15 protein-coding genes are annotated in these 17019 nt (G+C 71.1%); 13 read left to right on the top strand and 2 right to left on the bottom strand.

From position 1 onward, the window contains the following. Positions 1–510: 510 nt before the first annotated feature. The 5 genes from PSEJ35_RS0107325 (at position 511) to PSEJ35_RS0107345 (ending at position 5982) form a co-directional block, all read left to right on the top strand. On the top strand, positions 511–891 hold the full coding sequence (locus PSEJ35_RS0107325) for a RidA family protein (protein WP_028917218.1): 381 nt from the start codon (positions 511–513) through the stop codon (positions 889–891). Positions 892–947: 56 nt separating this feature from the next. Then, positions 948–3083 carry an ATP-dependent DNA helicase RecG gene (gene recG, locus PSEJ35_RS0107330; RefSeq protein WP_037082704.1) on the top strand — a complete coding sequence of 712 codons (2136 nt, stop codon included), beginning with the start codon at positions 948–950 and terminating at the stop codon, positions 3081–3083. Between the two features lie 83 nt (positions 3084–3166). Further along, positions 3167–4108, top strand: a complete 942-nt coding sequence (locus PSEJ35_RS0107335) for a nucleoside hydrolase (protein WP_028917220.1) — start codon at positions 3167–3169, stop codon at positions 4106–4108. Positions 4109–4194: 86 nt separating this feature from the next. After that, positions 4195–4443 carry a type B 50S ribosomal protein L31 gene (locus PSEJ35_RS0107340; protein ID WP_028917221.1) on the top strand — a complete coding sequence of 83 codons (249 nt, stop codon included), beginning with the start codon at positions 4195–4197 and terminating at the stop codon, positions 4441–4443. A 249-nt stretch (positions 4444–4692) separates the two neighbouring features. Further along, complete coding sequence (locus tag PSEJ35_RS0107345) at positions 4693–5982, top strand: citrate synthase (RefSeq protein WP_028917222.1); 1290 nt, start codon at positions 4693–4695, stop codon at positions 5980–5982. Positions 5983–6073: 91 nt separating this feature from the next. On the opposite strand, the gene PSEJ35_RS0107350 is transcribed toward PSEJ35_RS0107345, so the two are convergent. Continuing rightward, positions 6074–6742 carry a hypothetical protein gene (locus PSEJ35_RS0107350; RefSeq protein ID WP_028917223.1) on the bottom strand — a complete coding sequence of 223 codons (669 nt, stop codon included), beginning with the start codon at positions 6740–6742 and terminating at the stop codon, positions 6074–6076. Positions 6743–6831: 89 nt separating this feature from the next. Beyond that, positions 6832–9297 (bottom strand): penicillin-binding protein 1A, encoded by a 2466-nt coding sequence (locus PSEJ35_RS0107355; protein ID WP_028917224.1) that lies wholly within the window; start codon positions 9295–9297, stop codon positions 6832–6834. A gap of 220 nt (positions 9298–9517) precedes the next feature. Between PSEJ35_RS0107355 and PSEJ35_RS0107360 the strand changes: the two genes are divergently transcribed. The 8 genes from PSEJ35_RS0107360 (at position 9518) to PSEJ35_RS0107395 (ending at position 16939) form a co-directional block, all read left to right on the top strand. Further along, on the top strand, positions 9518–10576 hold the full coding sequence (locus PSEJ35_RS0107360; protein ID WP_037073589.1) for a pilus assembly protein PilM: 1059 nt from the start codon (positions 9518–9520) through the stop codon (positions 10574–10576). Beyond that, positions 10576–11331, top strand: a complete 756-nt coding sequence (locus PSEJ35_RS0107365) for a PilN domain-containing protein (RefSeq protein ID WP_028917225.1) — start codon at positions 10576–10578, stop codon at positions 11329–11331. The genes PSEJ35_RS0107360 and PSEJ35_RS0107365 overlap by 1 nt, the downstream gene beginning before the upstream one ends. After that, the gene (pilO, locus tag PSEJ35_RS0107370) at positions 11328–11990 is read left to right on the top strand and encodes a type 4a pilus biogenesis protein PilO (RefSeq protein ID WP_028917226.1); all 663 of its coding nucleotides are present in this window, start codon (positions 11328–11330) and stop codon (positions 11988–11990) included. The genes PSEJ35_RS0107365 and pilO overlap by 4 nt, the downstream gene beginning before the upstream one ends. Positions 11991–12037: 47 nt before the next feature. Further along, complete coding sequence (locus PSEJ35_RS0107375; RefSeq protein WP_155951982.1) at positions 12038–12532, top strand: pilus assembly protein PilP; 495 nt, start codon at positions 12038–12040, stop codon at positions 12530–12532. 18 nt (positions 12533–12550) lie between these two features. Continuing rightward, a complete protein-coding gene (locus tag PSEJ35_RS0107380; RefSeq protein WP_028917228.1) occupies positions 12551–14404 on the top strand; it encodes a type IV pilus secretin PilQ family protein in 1854 nt (617 codons plus the stop codon). Positions 14405–14522: 118 nt separating this feature from the next. Then, positions 14523–15524 carry a MoxR family ATPase gene (locus tag PSEJ35_RS0107385; RefSeq protein WP_028917229.1) on the top strand — a complete coding sequence of 334 codons (1002 nt, stop codon included), beginning with the start codon at positions 14523–14525 and terminating at the stop codon, positions 15522–15524. After that, the gene (locus PSEJ35_RS15695) at positions 15521–16483 is read left to right on the top strand and encodes a DUF58 domain-containing protein (RefSeq protein ID WP_051412571.1); all 963 of its coding nucleotides are present in this window, start codon (positions 15521–15523) and stop codon (positions 16481–16483) included. The genes PSEJ35_RS0107385 and PSEJ35_RS15695 overlap by 4 nt, the downstream gene beginning before the upstream one ends. Further along, positions 16484–16939, top strand: coding sequence for a DUF4381 family protein (locus tag PSEJ35_RS0107395; protein ID WP_028917230.1), 456 nt, complete (start codon positions 16484–16486; stop codon positions 16937–16939). Positions 16940–17019 lie beyond the last annotated feature (80 nt).

Here is a 17019-nt window from a genome sequence, read left to right on the forward strand (position 1 = left end):
GCGCAGCAAGAGCACCGGCAACTGCGTTCTGGTCGCTGGCTCCGGATGGAGCCGCGGCAGCGCGGGGGTATGGCGCATCGCGCGGTTCCGCCGTCCATGGCTCCACGCGCGAGCGCAGGCCGCGCCGGGAATGAACACGGACGTTGGCGACGTCCGTCGCGTCGCCACGCGCCAACTACCTGGCCGCTGCGCTGCAGTCTGATGGGTGGAGGGGATCGGCTTCGGACGGAGCCGCGGCACTCCGGGGCATGGCGCATCGGCTGGTGCCGCCATCCATGGCTCCAACAGCCGACCGCAGGCCATCCATGGCCTGCTTGCGCCATATCCCCCCGGAGCACCGCGTCTTCGGGAGCTTTGAAGTCGTGGCTTCGTTCTTTGCTCCCCTCGCCCTTCATGTGAGGGGTAGGGGGGGAGGGCGGGTGCCGACCAGGTGCCGACTTGCGACGACGCCAGAGGCCAACGGTCCAACCCGGTAGAATCCGCCGACGCATTCCCCCTTCGGAGACACGCATGTCCCAGATCATCCAGACCGACAAGGCGCCGGCGGCGATCGGCCCGTATTCGCAGGCCGTGCGCAGCGGCAACACGGTGTATTTCTCCGGGCAGATCCCGCTGGTCCCGGCGACCGGCGAGGTCGTGGAAGGCGACATCACCGCGCAGGCGCGGCAGGTGTTCGACAACCTGCGCGCGGTGGCCGAGGCGGCCGGCGGTTCGCTGGACCGGATCGTGCGCCTGGGCCTGTACCTGACCGACCTGTCGCAGTTCGCCGCGGTCAACGCGGTGATGCAGGAATACTTCTCGGCGCCGTTCCCGGCGCGTTCGACCATCGAGGTCTCCGGCCTGCCGAAGGGCGTGGGCTTCGAGGCCGACGCCATCATGGTCCTGGACTGAGTGGGTAACGCGGGGCTGGCCACGGGTCGTCGCTTCCGCGTGGCGGAGGGGCGCCGGTGAAGGCGTCCCGGCCCGCGCCGCCCGTGCTGGCCGGCGGCGATGCGCCGCTGACCGTGTTGCGCGGCGTGGGCGCCAGCGTGGCCGGGAAGCTGGCCGCGCGCGGCCTGGTCACGCTGCAGGACCTGTGGCTGCACCTGCCGCTGCACTACGAGGACCGCACCCGCCTGACCCCGATCCGCCAGCTGCAGCCGGGCGTGCCGGCGCAGGTGGAAGGCACGGTGGAGGCCGTGGAGCGCGGTTTCCGCTACCGGCCGATGCTGCGCGTGGCGCTCGGCGACGGTTCGCGCGCCACCGTGGTGCTGCGCTTCTTCCACTTCCGCGCGGCGCAGGTGGCGCAGTTCCGGCCGGGCGTGCGGCTGCGCTGCTACGGCACGCCGCGGCCCGGCCAGCACGGGCTGGAGTTCGTGCATCCCAGCTACCGGGTCCTGGGCGATGGCGAGGATCCGGCGCTGGGCGAGGCGCTCGACCCGGTCTATCCGGCGGTGGAGGGCGTGGGGCCGGCGGTGCTGCGCCGTCTTATCGGCCAGGCGCTGGACCGGTTGCCGGAGGCCGCGGCGCTGGAACTGCTGCCGCCTTCGCTGCCGCAGATGGAAGGCCTGCCGGGCCTGCGCGAATCGCTGCTGACCCTGCACCGTCCTTCGCCGGACGAGGACCTGGCGGCGCTGGCGGCCGGCACGCATCCGGCGCAGCGACGGCTGGCGCTGGAGGAGCTGCTCGCCCACCACCTGAGCCTGCGGCGGCAGCGCCTGGCCCAGCAGCAGCTGCCGGCGCGCGCGCTGGACGGTCCCGGAGCGCTGGCGCGGCGCCTGCTGGAAAGCCTGCCGTTCAAGCTCACCGGCGCGCAGCGGCGGGTGTTCCTGCAGGTGCGGGCCGACCTGGCCAGGCCGGTGCCGATGCAGCGCCTGGTGCAGGGCGACGTCGGCTCGGGCAAGACCGTGGTCGCGGCGCTGGCGGCGACGCTGGCGGTGGAGCAGGGCTGCCAGGTCGCGCTGGCCGCACCGACCGAGCTGCTGGCCGAACAGCACCTGTCCAACCTGCGCGCCTGGCTGGAGCCGCTGGGTATCCGCGTGGCCTGGCTGGCCGGCAAGGTCACCGGCAGGGCGCGGGCGAAGGCGCTGGCCGAGGTGGCTTCGGGCGAGGCGCAGGTGGTGGTCGGTACCCACGCGCTGATGCAGGAGGGCGTGGCCTTCCACGACCTGGCCCTGGTGATCGTCGACGAGCAGCACCGCTTCGGCGTGCAGCAGCGCCTGGCGCTGCGCGACAAGGGCCCGGCCCACGGCTACGTGCCGCACCAGCTGGTGATGACGGCCACGCCGATCCCGCGCACCCTGGCGATGACCGCGTATGCGGACCTGGACGTGTCGGCAATCGACGAGCTGCCGCCGGGGCGCACGCCGGTGACCACGGTGGTGCTCAGCGGCGAGCGCCGGCCGGAGCTGGTCGAACGCATCCGCGCCGCCTGCGCCGAGGGCCGGCAGGCGTACTGGGTCTGCACGCTGATCGAGGAGCAGGAGGACGACGGCCAGCCGGGGCAGGGCCTGCGCCTGCAGGCGCAGGCCGCCGAGCGCACCTTCGAGCAGCTGTCGGCGCAGTTGCCGGGGCTGCGCGTGGGCCTGGTCCACGGGCGCATGAAGGCGGCGCAGAAGCAGGCGACGATGTGCGCGTTCAAGGACGGCGAGCTGGACCTGCTGGTCGCCACCACGGTGATCGAGGTCGGCGTCGACGTGCCGCGCGCCTCGCTGATGATCATCGAGAACGCCGAGCGCCTGGGCCTGGCCCAGCTGCACCAGCTGCGCGGACGGGTGGGGCGCGGCGCGGCGGCGTCCAGCTGCGTGCTGCTGTACCAGCCGCCGCTGTCGCAGATGGCGCGGCAGCGCCTGGACACGCTGCGCAACACCAGCGACGGCTTCGTCATCGCCGAGAAGGACCTGGAGCTGCGCGGTCCGGGCGAACTGCTGGGCACGCGCCAGACCGGCCTGGCCGGTTTCCGCATCGCCGAGCTGGGCCGCGACGCCGGCCTGCTGCCGCAGGTGCATGCGCTGGCCGCGCACCTGCTGGAGCATGCGCCGGAGGTGGCCGAGCGCATCGTCGCGCGCTGGGTGGGCGGGGCCGCGCGCTACGCCGCTGCCTGATCCCGCCCGCGCCCGGTACTTCCGGGGTTTGCCGTGTGCGCTTGCAGCGGCCAAACTGGCCGGCCAATCGTCACGAGTCACGCATGAGCGAGAAGATTCCGCTGCTGATCGACACCGATCCGGGTGTCGACGACGCCCTGGCCCTGCTGATGGCCTTCAACTCCGACGCCCACGAGGTGGTCGGCCTGACCATCGCCGCCGGCAACGTCGGCCTGGCCCACACCGTGCGCAACGCGCTGAAGCTGCGCGAGGTGGCCGGCTGCGGACACGTCCCGGTATTCGCCGGCTGCGGGGGGCCGCTGGTCCACGCGCCGCGCGAGGACGCGGCGCACGTGCACGGCCGCGACGGCTTCGGTGACGTCGGCTACCCCGATCCGTCCGGCCGCGCCGAGGCCGAGCACGCCGCGCTGGCGATCCTGCGCCTGTCGCACGAGCACGCCGGCCGCCTGCTGCTGGTCGCGCTCGGTCCGCTGACCAACCTGGCCCTGGCCCTGCGCCTGGACCCGACCCTGCCGCAGCGCGTGGCGCGGCTGGTGGTGATGGGCGGGGCGGTGACCGCCCACGGCAACATCACCCCGGTGGCCGAGTTCAACGTCGGCTTCGATCCGGAAGCAGCGCACGTGGTCCTGTCCGGCTTCCCGAAGTACGACCTGGCCGACTGGGAGGCGACCCTGGCCCATGGCTTCCACCATCGCGAGGTGGAGAAGTGGCTGGCCGCGCCGTCGCCGCGGGCGGCCTTCTACGACGCCATCTCGCGCCAGACCCGGCTGTGGTCGGAGGACCGGCGCGGCCAGTACTGGCATTCGGCCGACTCGCTGGCCATGGCCTGGGCGCTGGAGCCGGACGGCGCGGTGGAGATGGCGGAGCGGCCGCTGGCCGTGGAAACCGGCTTCGGCCTGGCCCGCGGCCTGACCGCGGTGGACTGGAACCGGCAGACCGGCGCCGCCGACAACGCCCGGATCCTGCTGCGCTACGACCAGGCCCGCTTCGAGGCCCGGGTCCAGGCCGCGCTGGCGGCCGCCTGACCGCGGAACGACCCCGGCCTTGCGCCGGGGCCGCATGGCCGGCTAAAATGCCGGGCTCTGTTCCCCTTACCTGTACGGTGTACGCCATGAAGGCCGGCATCCATCCCGACTACCGCGAAGTCGTCTTCCACGACGTCACCTCCGATTTCAAGTTCCTGACCCGCTCGACCCTGGCCGGCAGCGCCAAGGAAACCGTGAAGTGGGAAGACGGCAACGAGTACCCGCTGGTGAAGATCGAAATCTCCTCGGCTTCGCACCCGTTCTACACCGGCAAGCACAAGGTGGTCGACACCAGCGGCCGCATCGACAAGTTCCAGCGCCGCTACGCGCGCTGAGGCCGGCCGGCGCGCCGCAAGGCGCACCGTGGCGACGCTGATGCACCGGAACGGCCGCGCCTGCGCGGCCGTTTTGCCGTGCGCGTTTGCAGGACGGTGCAATACGACTTCCGTACCGGGTATCTGGACGGTGGGGTATGCGATAATTCCAAGGCTTCGCGGCCGTGGCCGCGGACTCCCTCGCAAACCACGCCGAGCGCATCCCCTGCGCGAACGTGCGAAGCCTACCCCATAAGAGGAGTGCACACCGTGTCCAATCTCGACCAGGTCACGTTGAATGCCGGCGACAAGTCGGTGTCCCTGCCGGTTCTCAAGCCGACCCTGGGCAACGACTGCATCGACATTTCGAAGCTGACCAAGGAAACCGGCCTTTTCACCTACGACTCCGGTTTCACCGCCACGGCCAGCTGCAAGTCGGCCATCACCTACATCGACGGCGACAACGGCGTGCTGCTGTATCGCGGCTACCCGATCGAGCAGCTGGCCGAGAAGTCGAGCTTCCTCGAGGTGGCCTACCTGCTGATGAACGGCGAACTGCCGACCAAGGCCGAGTTCGCCAGGTTCGAGCACGAGGTCACGCATCACACGATGATGCATGAGTCGCTGAAGAACTTCCTGCAGGGCTTCAACTACGACGCGCACCCGATGGCCATGCTGGCCGGCAGCGTCGCCTCGCTCTCGGCGTTCTACCACGACACCCTGGATCTCAACGATCCGGAGCAGCGCCGCCTGGCCGCCATCCGCCTGCTGGCGAAGATGCCGACCCTGGCCGCCGCCGCCTACCGCTACTCGATCGGCTGGCCGATCCGCTATCCGCGCAACAACCTCGAGTACGTCGACCGCTTCCTGCACATGATGTTCGAGGTGCCGAGCGAGCCGCTGGAACTGAACCCGGTCGTGGCCAAGGCCCTGGACCTGCTGTTCATCCTGCACGCCGACCACGAGCAGAACGCCTCGACCTCGACCGTCCGCCTGGTCGGTTCCACCGGCGCCAACCCGTACGCCTCGGTCGCCGCCGGCATCACCGCGCTGTGGGGCCCTGCGCACGGCGGTGCCAACGAGGCGGTGCTGAAGATGCTGGAAGAGATCGGCACCCCGGACAACGTCGATTCGGCCGTGGCCAAGGCCAAGGACAAGAACTCCGGCTTCCGCCTGATGGGCTTCGGCCACCGCGTCTACAAGAACTTCGACCCGCGCGCCAAGATCATCCGCGAGATGACCCACAAGGTGCTGGGCGAGCTGGGCGTGGACGATCCGCTGCTGGAAGTGGCGATGAAGCTGGAAGAGGCCGCGCTGAAGGACGAGTACTTCATCCAGCGCAAGCTCTACCCGAACGTCGACTTCTACAGCGGCATCATCTACAAGGCGCTGAAGATCCCGACCGAGATGTTCACCGTCATGTTCGCCATCGGCCGCACCGCCGGCTGGGTGGCGCACTGGCTGGAACAGCAGGTCGACCCGGAAGCCAAGATCGGCCGTCCGCGCCAGATCTACACCGGCTACGACGTGCGCGACTACAAGGCCGCCGACCAGCGCTGAGCGCCTGGACCGACGTCCGCGTGACCGGAAACGCCCCGCATCGCGGGGCGTTTTCTTTCGATGGGTGCGAACGCTGCCGCTGGGTCCAGGGCTAGGCCCGGGCCCGCCCGCTGGCCAGGGATCCCTCGTAACCGGCGATCTCATCCTCGGCCAGCAGCTGGCGCAGCTGCGGCAGCGAGGCGCGGCGCATCGGTTTCTCGTCCACCGCCGACAGCGGTGCCTGGCGCAGCGCCTGCAGCGGCAGCACCGCCACGTCGAAGGCCAGTTCCTCGGCGCTGAACAGCCACACCGGCACGTCGAGGCTGCGTTCGCGATCCAGGCGCAACCGCCGCGTGCGCGATTCGGCGGGGATGCCGTGCTCGTCGAGGAAGCGCGCCACCGCCTCGGCGTCGTCGCTGTAGGCGTGCAGCTGGACCGGCGAGGCCGCGTCGGCGGTGCCGTCCAGCACTGCCCCGACCAGGCGCGGCTCGAACCGGGAGAGGAATTCCAGGGCGCGGGCGGCGGCCTCGCGGCGCTGGCGCAGCGCCTGCGCCTGGCTTTCGCCGAGGAAGATGCGCTGGTATTCGCGCAGCGCCTCCTCGATCTCGCGGTTGCGCGGCAGCGAGGCGTCGTCGTGGATGCCCAGCCGCGCGGCGGCCTTGAGCTTGGCCTGGTGGTAGTCGCGGATGCCGCCTTCGGCCATCAGCCGCGCGGCTTCGTGGGCCAGGCGCCGCCGGCGTTCGCGGGTGCGCGTCTCGGCATGCTGGCGGGCGCGATGCATGGCTACAGTCCCCCGGTGAGCCCAAGGGACTGTAGCGTATCGCCGCGCGCGGTCAATCACGAGGCCTGCACGCCTTGCGGCGTGCGGCCTCAGAAGATGTCGAACGCTTCCTCGTCGCTCTGCTCGGGGCCGAGCAGGTCGAGGCTGTTGCGCATGCGGTCGAGGTCCTCGACCTTCACGTACTCGACCAGGCCGCCGCCCACGGTGGACATGCGCCCGCTGTTGTCGACGTAGACCTGGACCATGCCCGGCGGCGGTTCGTTCGGGGCCAGCGGCTGGCCTTCCAGGGCCACGCGCATGTACTCGATCCAGATCGGCAGCGCGGCCTTGCCGCCGTACTCCCGGTAGCCCAGCGACTGGAAGTCGTCGCGGCCGACCCACACGGTGGTGGCAAACGGGCCACCGAAGCCGGAGAACCAGGCGTCGCGGTGGTCGTTGGTCGAACCGGTCTTGCCGCCGACGTCCTCGCGGCCGAGCACCTTGGCCGCGGTACCGGTGCCGCGCTGGACCACGTCGCGCATCATCGACACCAGCTGGTAGGCGGTGCGCTCGTCGATCGCGCGCGGGGCGACCTTGCCGTCTACCGGCGGCGGGGCAGGCATTGCCGCCTGCTGGCCGGCCTCGCCCGTGGCCTGCGCCGGCGGCGGGGTCGCCGGTGCCGGCGCGCCGAAGTTGAAGCCGTCCACCACCTGCGAGGCGACCTGGGTGCCGCCGCTGCCCGGCACCACGCCGCAGCCGCGGCAGGCCACCGCCGGCGACTCCTTGAACAGCACCTGGCCGGCGCGGTCGCGGATCTCGTCGATGTACCACACGTCCACGCGCGAGCCGCCGTTGGCGAATACCGCGTAGCCGCGCGCCACCGACAGCGGGGTCAGCGAGGCGGTGCCCAGTGACATCGACAGGTTCGGCGGCAGCTCGGCCTCCTCGAAGCCGAACTGGGAGATGTAGGTGCGGGCGAAGTCCACGCCGATCGCGTCCAGCAGGCGCACCGAGACCAGGTTGCGCGACTGCACCAGCGCCTCGCGCAGGCGCATCGGGCCGCGGAACTCGCCGTCGTCGTTCTGCGGCTGCCAGGTGTTGCCGCGGCGGTCGCGGAACACCACCGGGGCGTCGAGCACGATCGAGGCCGGGTTGAAGCCCTTCTCGAACGAGGCCGCGTAGAGGAACGGCTTGAAGCTGGAGCCGGGCTGGCGCCGGGCCTGGGTGGCGCGGTTGAACTTGTTGCCGGCAAAGCTGTAGCCGCCGACCAGGGCGCGCAGGGCGCCGTTGTTGGCGTCCAGCGAGACCAGGCTGGCCTGGCCGCGCGGCACCTGGTCGAGTAGGTATTGGCCTTCCTTCTCGCCCGGGCGGATGCGGACCACGTCGCCGCGCTTGAGCAGGGCGGCGGGGTTCTTGCCGGTCCAGCGCGCGGCCGAGGCGGGCAGGGCCACGCTGCTGCCGTCGGCCAGCACCACGCGGGCGCCGCCGTCGGGCGTGGTGGCGGCCACGATCGCCGGCAGCAGCGGGCCTTGCGGCGAGGTCCCGGACAGGGCCTTGGCCAGAGTCGCATCGTCGGCGTCGGCGGCCACCTCGGCGCGGCGCTCGACGCCGTGCCAGCCGTGGCGGTGGTCGTACAGGTGCAGGCCGTCGCGCACCGCCTTCTCGGCGGCGGCCTGCAGGTCCGGCAGGATCGTGGTGGTGACCTGGTAGCCGCGGGTCACTGCTTCCGGCCCGTAGCGGGCGATCATCTCCTGGCGGACCATCTCGGCCACGTACGGCGCCGAAACCTTCACCGGCGGCTCGTGCGGGCTGGCGTGCATCGGCACCGCCTTGGCGGCGGCGGCCTCGGCGGCGCTGACGAACCCCAGCTCGGCCATGCGGTCGAGGATGTAGTCGCGGCGGATGCGGGCGCGCTCGGGATTGCTGATCGGGTTGCCGCTGGAGGGGAACTTGGGGATGCCGGCCAGCGAGGCCATCTCGTCCAGGTCCAGTTCGTCCAGCTTCTTGCCGTAGTAGTACTCGGCGGCCGCGGCCACGCCGTAGGCGCGGTTGCCGAAGAAGCTCTTGTTGAGATACAGCGCCAGGATCTCGTCCTTGCTCAGCGCCCGCTCCATCTTCATCGCCAGCAGCATCTCGGCGAGCTTGCGCTGGTAGCTGTACTCGGAGCTCAGGTAGAACTGGCGCGCGACCTGCTGGGTGATGGTGGAGCCGCCCGGGACGCGCTTGTCGTCGGTGGTGGCCAGCAGCCAGATGGCCCGGGCCACGCCCTTGTAGTCCACGCCGCCGTGCTCGTAGAAGCGGGCGTCCTCGATGGCGATGAAGGCCTGGCGCAGCCGCTCGGGGACGTCCTCGATGGCCACCGGGTAACGGCGGGTCTCGCCGAACACGGCCATCAGCCGGCCGTCGGCGGCGTAGACGTAGAGGGGCTCCTGCATCTCCAGCTCGCGCAGGGACTCCACGTCCGGCAGCCGGGAGGACAGCACGAAATACAGGGTCCCCAGGCCGATCGCGGCCAGCAGGGCCAGGCCGGCGGACGCGATCAGCGCCCAGCGCAGCAGGCGGCGGAATGGGGGCATCTGGGGGTCCGATTGCAGATTTCGCGGCCGCAGAGTATAGATGACGCGCGGGCACCGACAGGGGGGTGCCCAGGGGGACGCCGTAGGGGGCAGGCAGCGTATACCGCGCGTGACAGGCATCGCAGCCTGCGTGCCGGAGTGTTGCCAAGCCTGAAAAAACCATTATTTAATGCCTGGGCGCAGGTTGTTCAGCCAAGTGCCTGTCGGCTGGGGGGAAACTGTGGGGCTCATCCCGAAAAGTCAGTCGCCGCTGATCGGCGTCGACATCAGTTCGACTGCGGTCAAGCTGCTGCAGCTTTCCCGCAGCGGCAACCGCTACCGCGTGGAGCATTACGCGGTCGAACCGCTGCCGCCCAATGCGGTCGTCGAGAAGAACATCGTCGAGGTGGAGGCCGTGGGTGAGGCCATCCGCCGCGCCGTCAACCGCTCCGGAACCCGGGCCAGGTACGCCGCCGCCGCGGTGGCCGGTTCGGCGGTGATCACCAAGATCATCCCGATGCCCGCCGACCTGGACGAGAACGACATGGAAGCCCAGGTCGAGCTCGAGGCGGTCAACTACATCCCGTACCCGATCGAGGAAGTGAACCTCGACTTCGAGGTGCTCGGGCCGATGCCCAGCAACCCCGAGATGGTCCAGGTCCTGCTGGCGGCCTCGCGTTCGGAGAACGTCGAGCTGCGCCAGTCGGCGCTGGAGCTGGGCGGGCTCACGGCCAAGGTGATGGACGTGGAGGCCTTCGCGGTCGAGAACGCCTTCGCGCTGATCGCCGACGAGCTGCCGGTCGGCCGCGACGGCGTGGTCGCGCTGGTCGACATCGGCGCCTCGATGACCACGCTCAACGTCCTGCGCGGTGGCCGCAGCCTGTACAGCCGCGAACAGCTGTTCGGCGGCAAGCAGCTGACCGACGAGGTCATGCGCCGCTACGGCCTGACCTACGAGGAAGCCGGGCAGGCCAAGCGCCAGGGCGGCCTGCCGGAGACCTACGAGATCGAGGTCCTGGAGCCGTTCAAGGAGGCCACCGTCCAGCAGATCAGCCGCCTGCTGCAGTTCTTCTACGCCGGCAGCGAGTTCAACCGCGTCGACCAGGTGGTCCTGGCCGGCGGCTGCGCCGCGATCGCCGGCCTGCCGGAGATGGTCGAGGAGCAGCTCGGCGTCCCGACCCAGGTCGCCAACCCGCTGGCGCAGATGACCCTCGGCCCGCGCGTGCAGGCGCACGCCCTGGCCCAGGACGCCCCGGCGCTGATGATCGCCACCGGCCTGGCCCTGAGGAGCTTCGACTGATGGCACGGATCAATTTGTTGCCGTGGCGCGTCGAGCGCCGCAAGCAGCGCCAGCGCGAGTTCCAGGGGATGCTGGGCGTCGCCGCGCTCGGTGGCGTGCTGCTCTCGTTCCTGGTCTGGTTCCACTTCGACCGGCAGATCGCCGGCCAGCACGAGCGCAACGCGTTCCTGCAGGCGGAGATCGCCAAGGTCCAGAAGCAGAACGAGGAGATCAAGGAACTCGACGCCAAGAAGGACCGCCTGCTCGCCCGCAAGAAGGTGATCGAGCAGCTGCAGGCCAACCGCTCGCAGATGGTCCACCTGTTCGATTCGCTGGTGCGCACCATTCCCGACGGCGTCACCCTGACCTCGATCAAGCAGGAAGGGGACCTGCTGACCCTCGAGGGCAGCGCCCAGTCCAACGCCCGGGTCAGCGCCTACATGCGCAACCTCGAGGTGTCGGGCTGGATGACCAAGCCGGACCTTTCGGTCATCGAGGTCAAGAAGAACGGCGGCCCGGCGGTGGCCGGCGCCCCGGCCCTGCCTTACGCGTTCTCGCTGAAGGTGCTGCTGGCCAACCCCAACGCGACCGCCGAGGGCGAGGGCGCGCTGCCTCCGGTGGAAGACCCGGCCGCGGCCGCCGCGCCGGTGGATGCCGCGGCGCCCGCGACTGATCCGGTCCCGGCCAGCGCCCCGGCGGATGCCACGGCCGCGCCGGCTCCGAACCAGCCCGTCGAACAACCGGCCGCGCAGACCCAGGGGAGGCCGGCGTCATGAGCCAGAAGAAGAAGATCAAGGTCAGCGAACTCGATTTCAGCAACATCGGTGGCTGGCCGCAGCAGGCCAAGGTGGTGTTCTGCATCCTGCTGGCGGCCTTCATCCTGGTGATGTCCTACCTGCTGCTGATCCGCGGCAAGGTTGACGAACTCGAAGGCCTGGAGAGCCAGGAAGCGACCCTGCGCCGCCAGTTCGAGGACGAGCAGGGCAAGGCCGCCAACCTGGAGCCGCTGCGCCAGCAGCTGGCGCAGATGGAGCAGGTCCTGCAGCAGATGCTGCGGCAGCTGCCGAGCAAGACCGAGATGCCGGACCTGATCATCGACATCTCGCAGACCGCGCTGTCCAGCGGCCTGACCAGCGAGCTGTTCAAGCCCGGCGCCGAGACGCCCCGCGAGTTCTACGCGGAGAAGCCGATCGCGCTGCGCATGGTCGGCAACTACCACCAGTTCGGCGCCTTCGTCAGCGGCGTGGCCTCGCTGCCGCGCGTGGTCATCCTGACCATGCACGACATCCAGCTGCAGCCGAAGGGCGGCAAGTCGATCGGCCGCGGCAGCCAGCTGGAGCTGTCCGGCACGGTCAAGACCTACCGTTACCTCGACGAAATGGAAATCCAGGAACAGGCACAGCCCGGCAGCGCGAACAAGGGGGGCGGCGCATGATGGCCATGAACCGTAACGCCGTCGCGCTGCGCTGGCTGGGTGCGTCGATGCTGGTCCTGGCGCTGGGCGCCTGCGGTCGCGGCGTCACCAGCACGCCCGGCGACGCGCCGAACCTGGAGCGCTGGGTCGCCGACGTGCGCGCCCGCCCGGCGCCGCCGCTGGAACCGTTGCCGGTGATGCAGCAGTTCGAGACCTTCGAATACGCCGCGCAGGACCTGCGCGATCCCTTCAGCGATGCCTGGAGCAATCCGGACGGTGGCGCGGGCCTGCGCCCGGACCCGAACCGGCCCAAGGAACCGCTCGAGCAGTACCCGCTGGACAGCCTCGACATGGTCGGGTCCATCGGCGAGGGCGCCGGACTGGTGGCCCTGGTCATGGCGCCGGACCGGGTGACCCACCGGATCCGTCCGGGAGCCTATCTGGGGCAGAGCGACGGCCGCGTCACCGCAGTGCGTGAAGACAGGATCGAGCTGGTTGAACTGGTGCCGGATGGAGCGGGCGGTTGGCTGGAACGTCCGGCTGCCATCGCGCTTGAAGACTAATGATTGGGGGATAGCACGATGACCTTTTCCAATGCCCAGCGCCTGAGCAGCCGGTGCCCGGCGATCTTCCGGGCCTGCGGCCTGGGCCTCGCGCTGGCCCTGACGGTCCCGGCGATGGCCGCGACTGCCGGCGTCACGGCGGAGCAGCCAGCGACGGCCAAGTCCAAGGTGGCGCAGATCGACTTCAAGCGCGGGGATGGGGGCGCAGGCCGCCTGATCCTGCGCTTCGACGGCGACGGGGTGGCCCCGGACCTGCGCAAGCAGGACGGCAACGTCGTGGTGGACGTGGCCAACGCCACCCTGCCGGCGGAGCTGCAGCGGCCGCTCAACGTGACCGACTTCGCGACCCCGGTGCAGCGCATCGAGGCCCGTCCATACGCCGGCGGCACCCAGGTGGTGCTGAGCACCCGCGGCGACTACACCTCGCTGGCCTACCAGACCGCCGGCGAGTACGTGGTCGAGATCGCCCCGCGCAGCGGCGCGGCGGCGGTGGGCGCGGTCAGCGGCGCGGCGGTGAGCAGCGCCCAGGCCAAGGTCGCCAAGCCGGCGTACTCCGGCCGCCCGGTGACCTTCAACTTCCAGGACGTGCCGGTGCGCACCGTCCTGCAGCTGATCGCCGAGGAATCGAACCTCAACATCGTCGCCTCGGACACCGTGCAGGGCAACGTGACCCTGCGCCTGGTCGAGGTGCCGTGGGACCAGGCGATGGACATCGTCCTGCGCGCCAAGGGCCTGGACAAGCGCCGCGACGGCAACGTCATCTGGGTCGCGCCGCAGCCGGAACTGGCCTCGTTCGAGAAGGCCAAGGAAGACGCGCGCATCGAGCTGGAAAACCGCGTCGACCTGGTCACCGACTACATCCAGGTCAACTACCACTCGGCCGCCGCCATCTTCAAGGCGCTGACCGAGGCCAAGGGCGTGGGCAACCAGGGTAGCGGCGGCAACAACCAGGAGAGCGGGTTCCTGTCGCAGCGTGGCCGCATCGTCGCCGACGAGCGCACCAACACCCTGATGATCAGCGACATCCCGAAGAAGGTCGCGCAGATGCGCGAGCTGATCGACGTGATCGACCGCCCGGTCGACCAGGTGCTGATCGAAAGCCGCATCGTCATCGCCACCGACACCTTCGCCCGCGACCTCGGCGCCCGCTTCGGCGTGGTCGGCCGCCGCACCGGCAACAACACCGGCGCGATCAGCGGCTCGCTGGAGGACACCGCCACGATCGTCCAGAACGGCGTCACCGAGCTGCCCGGCAGCCTGAACTTCGACCTGCCGGCGACCACCTCGACCGGCCTGCCGCCGGGCGCGCTGGCCTACACCCTGCTGGGCGCCAACTTCGCCATCGACATCGAGCTGTCGGCGCTGCAGCAGGAAGGCCGCGGCGAGGTGCTGTCCAACCCGCGCGTGGTCACCTCCAACCAGCGCGAGGCGGTGATCCGCCAGGGCCGCGAGGTCGGTTACGTGACCCTGACCGGCGGCGGCACCACCGGTGCGGTGACCCCGAACGTGCAGTTCAAGGACGTCGTGCTCGAGCTGAAGGTCACCCCGACCATCACCAGCGACGACCGCGTGTTCATGGACGTGCACGTGACCAAGGACGAGGTCCTGCGCTACATCGACACCAGCATCGGCCAGGTGCCGGAAATCGCCACCCGCGAGATCAACACCGCGGTGCTGGTCGACGACGGCCAGACCGTGGTCATCGGCGGCGTCTACGAGTTCACCGACGCCAACAGCGTGGCCAAGGTGCCGTTCCTGGGCGACGTGCCCTTCCTCGGCAACCTGTTCAAGAAGAAGAGCCGCAGCAAGGACAAGGCCGAGCTGCTGATCTTCCTGACCCCGAAGGTGATGCGCGTCGAGAAGCGCGCCTGACGGGCCGGCCGGAAGGCCGCCAGGTGAAGCTGACGACGACGGGGCCTGCGGGCCCCGTCGCTTTTTCCGTTCACCTGCCGCGGGAACTCGCCGCGCGGCGCTGGGTCACAATGCGACCATGGACAACGCCCCCGACCAGCTCTCCCACGCCGGCCTGCACGCCGCCTTCGCCCACCTGCGCGACCGCCTGTCGGCCGCGATCGTCGGTCAGTCGGCGCTGGTCGAACGCCTGCTGATCGCCCTGCTGGCCGACGGTCACCTGCTGGTCGAAGGCGCGCCCGGCCTGGCCAAGACCACCGCCATCCGCACCCTGGCCGCGCACCTGGAGGCGGACTTCGCCCGCGTCCAGTTCACCCCGGACCTGCTGCCGGCCGACCTCACCGGCACCGAGGTCTGGCGCCCGCAGCAGGGCAGTTTCGAGTTCCAGCCCGGGCCGGTGTTCCATCCGCTGCTGCTGGCCGACGAGATCAACCGTGCCCCGGCCAAGGTGCAGTCGGCGCTGCTGGAGGCGATGGGCGAACGCCAGGTCACCGTCGGCCGCCACACCTACCCGTTGCCGCCGCTGTTCCTGGTGATGGCCACGCAGAACCCGATCGAGCAGGAAGGCACCTTCCCGCTGCCGGAGGCGCAGCTGGACCGCTTCCTGATGCACGTGCGCATCGGCTATCCGGACGCGGACGTGGAAACGGAGATCCTGCGCCTGGCGCGCGAGCGCGCGCGGCAGCAGAACCTGCAGGTGCCGCCGGCGCCGGTGCGGCGCATGCCGCAGGCGCAGGTGTTCGCCGCGCGCGAGCAGGTGCTGGACCTGCACGTGGCCCCGGCGCTGGAACGCTACCTGGTCGAACTGGTGCTGGCCTCGCGCGACGCCGGCCGCTACGACGCCGCGCTGGCCCGCCGCATCGCCTGGGGCGCCAGCCCGCGCGGTTCTATCGCGCTGGAACGCTGCGCCCGCGCCCGCGCCTGGCTGGCCGGGCGCGACTACGTGACACCCGATGACGTGCGCGCTGTGGCTCCGGACGTGCTGCGTCACCGCGTGCTGCCCAGCTACGAAGCCCTGGCCGAAGGCTGGGATGGCGACCGCCTGGTGGCGGCGCTGCTCGAGAAGGTGCCGCCGCCGTGAACGCGCCCGGCCCGGCGCCGGCCGTGGCCGAGGCCACGGCCGCGGGCATCGTGCCGACGCTGGCCGAACTGGTCGCGCTGCGCGCGCAGGCCCTGCGCGTGCCGCCGCCGCGCCAGGGTCGCCATGGCGTGCATGGCCCGGCGCCGTCCAGCCTGCGCGGGCGCGGCATGGAATACGCCGAATCGCGCGAATACGTGGCCGGCGACGACGTGCGGCGCATGGACTGGCGCCTCACCGCGCGCAGCGGCCGCGCCCATACCAAGCTGTTCCAGGCCGAACGCGAGCGCCTGACCCTGCTGGTCGCCGATACCGCGCCGGCGTTGTACTTCGGCACCCGCACCCGCTTCAAGTCGGTGCAGGCCGCACGTGCCGGCGCGGTGGCGGTGTGGGCGGCGCTGCAGGCCGGCGACCGCATCGCCGCCTTGCGCGCCGGCGAACCGGCGATCCCGCCGGCCACCGGCCTGCGCGGGGCGATGCGCGTGCTCGATGCGCTGGTGCGCTGGTACGAACGCCCGCCGGAAGACGACGTCGGCCTGGCCCTGGCCCTCGAACACGCCCAGCGCCTGTTGCGCCCCGGCGCGCAGCTGGTGGTGCTGGCCGACCCGGCCAGCGCCGCGCAAGTGCCGGCGCTGCGCTGGACCGCGCTGGCGCGCCACCACCAGGCCATCCTGGTGCTGCTGCAGGATCCGCTGGAAACCGCGCCGCCGCGCCGGCCGCTGGTCTTCCTCGCCGGCGTGCGGCGCCTGCAGCTGGCCCTGGACCGTGGCGGCGTGCGCCAGCGCTGGGAACAGGCCTTCACCGCACCCGCGCGCGAACTGGCGGGCACGCTGCCGGGGCTCGGCTGGCGGGTGCGTACGCTGTCGAGCGACGCCGGCAGCGCCGACTGGCTGTGGTCGGCAGGCGAGGCTCGTGGTGATGCCGCGGCGGACGCGTCCGCGGCGGCAGGCGGGGAGCGCTGAGTGGATCCGGCCAACCTCCCGTTGCGCGACGTACACCTGCCCGGGTCGCCATCGTGGTGGCCGCCGGCGCCGGGGTGGTGGCTGCTGGGCGCGGCGATCGCCCTGGCACTGCTGGCCTGGGCCGGATGGCTGGCGTGGCGACGCGCGCGCCGGCGCCGCTGGCTGCGCTGGTTCGAGCACGCCAGCGCCGGACCCGGCACGCTGCCCGGACGCCTGGCGGCCATGTCCGCCCTGCTGCGCCGCGCCGCCCGACGCCGCCAGCCCGGTGCGGAACTGCTGCAGGGCGAAGCCTGGCTGCGCTTCCTCGATGGGGCGGACGGCACCGGTTTCAGTGCCGGCCCGGGGCGCCTGTTCCTTGAAGGCGGTTTCCGCCGCGACGTCGACGCCGATGCATTCGCCGCCGCGCGGGCGCTGGCCCGCGCGCGTTTCCTCGAACTGATGGAAGGTCGCCGGTGAGCGCCTGGTGGCCTGCATGGCAGCAGGGGTTCGCGGGCTTCGCCTGGCCGTGGGCCTGGGCGCTGCTGGCGCTGCCGCTG

The organism is Pseudoxanthomonas sp. J35 (assembly GCF_000513995.1).
GTDB lineage: Bacteria > Pseudomonadota > Gammaproteobacteria > Xanthomonadales > Xanthomonadaceae > Pseudoxanthomonas.

Excerpts from the sequence above, each read along its gene's own strand:
- PSEJ35_RS0107325 (WP_028917218.1), top strand. The coding sequence starts at position 511 with ATGTCCCAGATCATCCAGACCGACAAGGCGCCGGCGGCGATCGGCCCG.
- PSEJ35_RS0107335 (WP_028917220.1), top strand. The coding sequence starts at position 3,167 with ATGAGCGAGAAGATTCCGCTGCTGATCGACACCGATCCGGGTGTCGAC.
- PSEJ35_RS0107340 (WP_028917221.1), top strand. The coding sequence starts at position 4,195 with ATGAAGGCCGGCATCCATCCCGACTACCGCGAAGTCGTCTTCCACGAC.
- PSEJ35_RS0107350 (WP_028917223.1), bottom strand. The coding sequence starts at position 6,742 with ATGCATCGCGCCCGCCAGCATGCCGAGACGCGCACCCGCGAACGCCGG.
- PSEJ35_RS0107355 (WP_028917224.1), bottom strand. The coding sequence starts at position 9,297 with ATGCCCCCATTCCGCCGCCTGCTGCGCTGGGCGCTGATCGCGTCCGCC.
- PSEJ35_RS0107365 (WP_028917225.1), top strand. The coding sequence starts at position 10,576 with ATGGCACGGATCAATTTGTTGCCGTGGCGCGTCGAGCGCCGCAAGCAG.
- pilO (WP_028917226.1), top strand. The coding sequence starts at position 11,328 with ATGAGCCAGAAGAAGAAGATCAAGGTCAGCGAACTCGATTTCAGCAAC.
- PSEJ35_RS0107375 (WP_155951982.1), top strand. The coding sequence starts at position 12,038 with ATGCTGGTCCTGGCGCTGGGCGCCTGCGGTCGCGGCGTCACCAGCACG.
- PSEJ35_RS0107380 (WP_028917228.1), top strand. The coding sequence starts at position 12,551 with ATGACCTTTTCCAATGCCCAGCGCCTGAGCAGCCGGTGCCCGGCGATC.
- PSEJ35_RS0107385 (WP_028917229.1), top strand. The coding sequence starts at position 14,523 with ATGGACAACGCCCCCGACCAGCTCTCCCACGCCGGCCTGCACGCCGCC.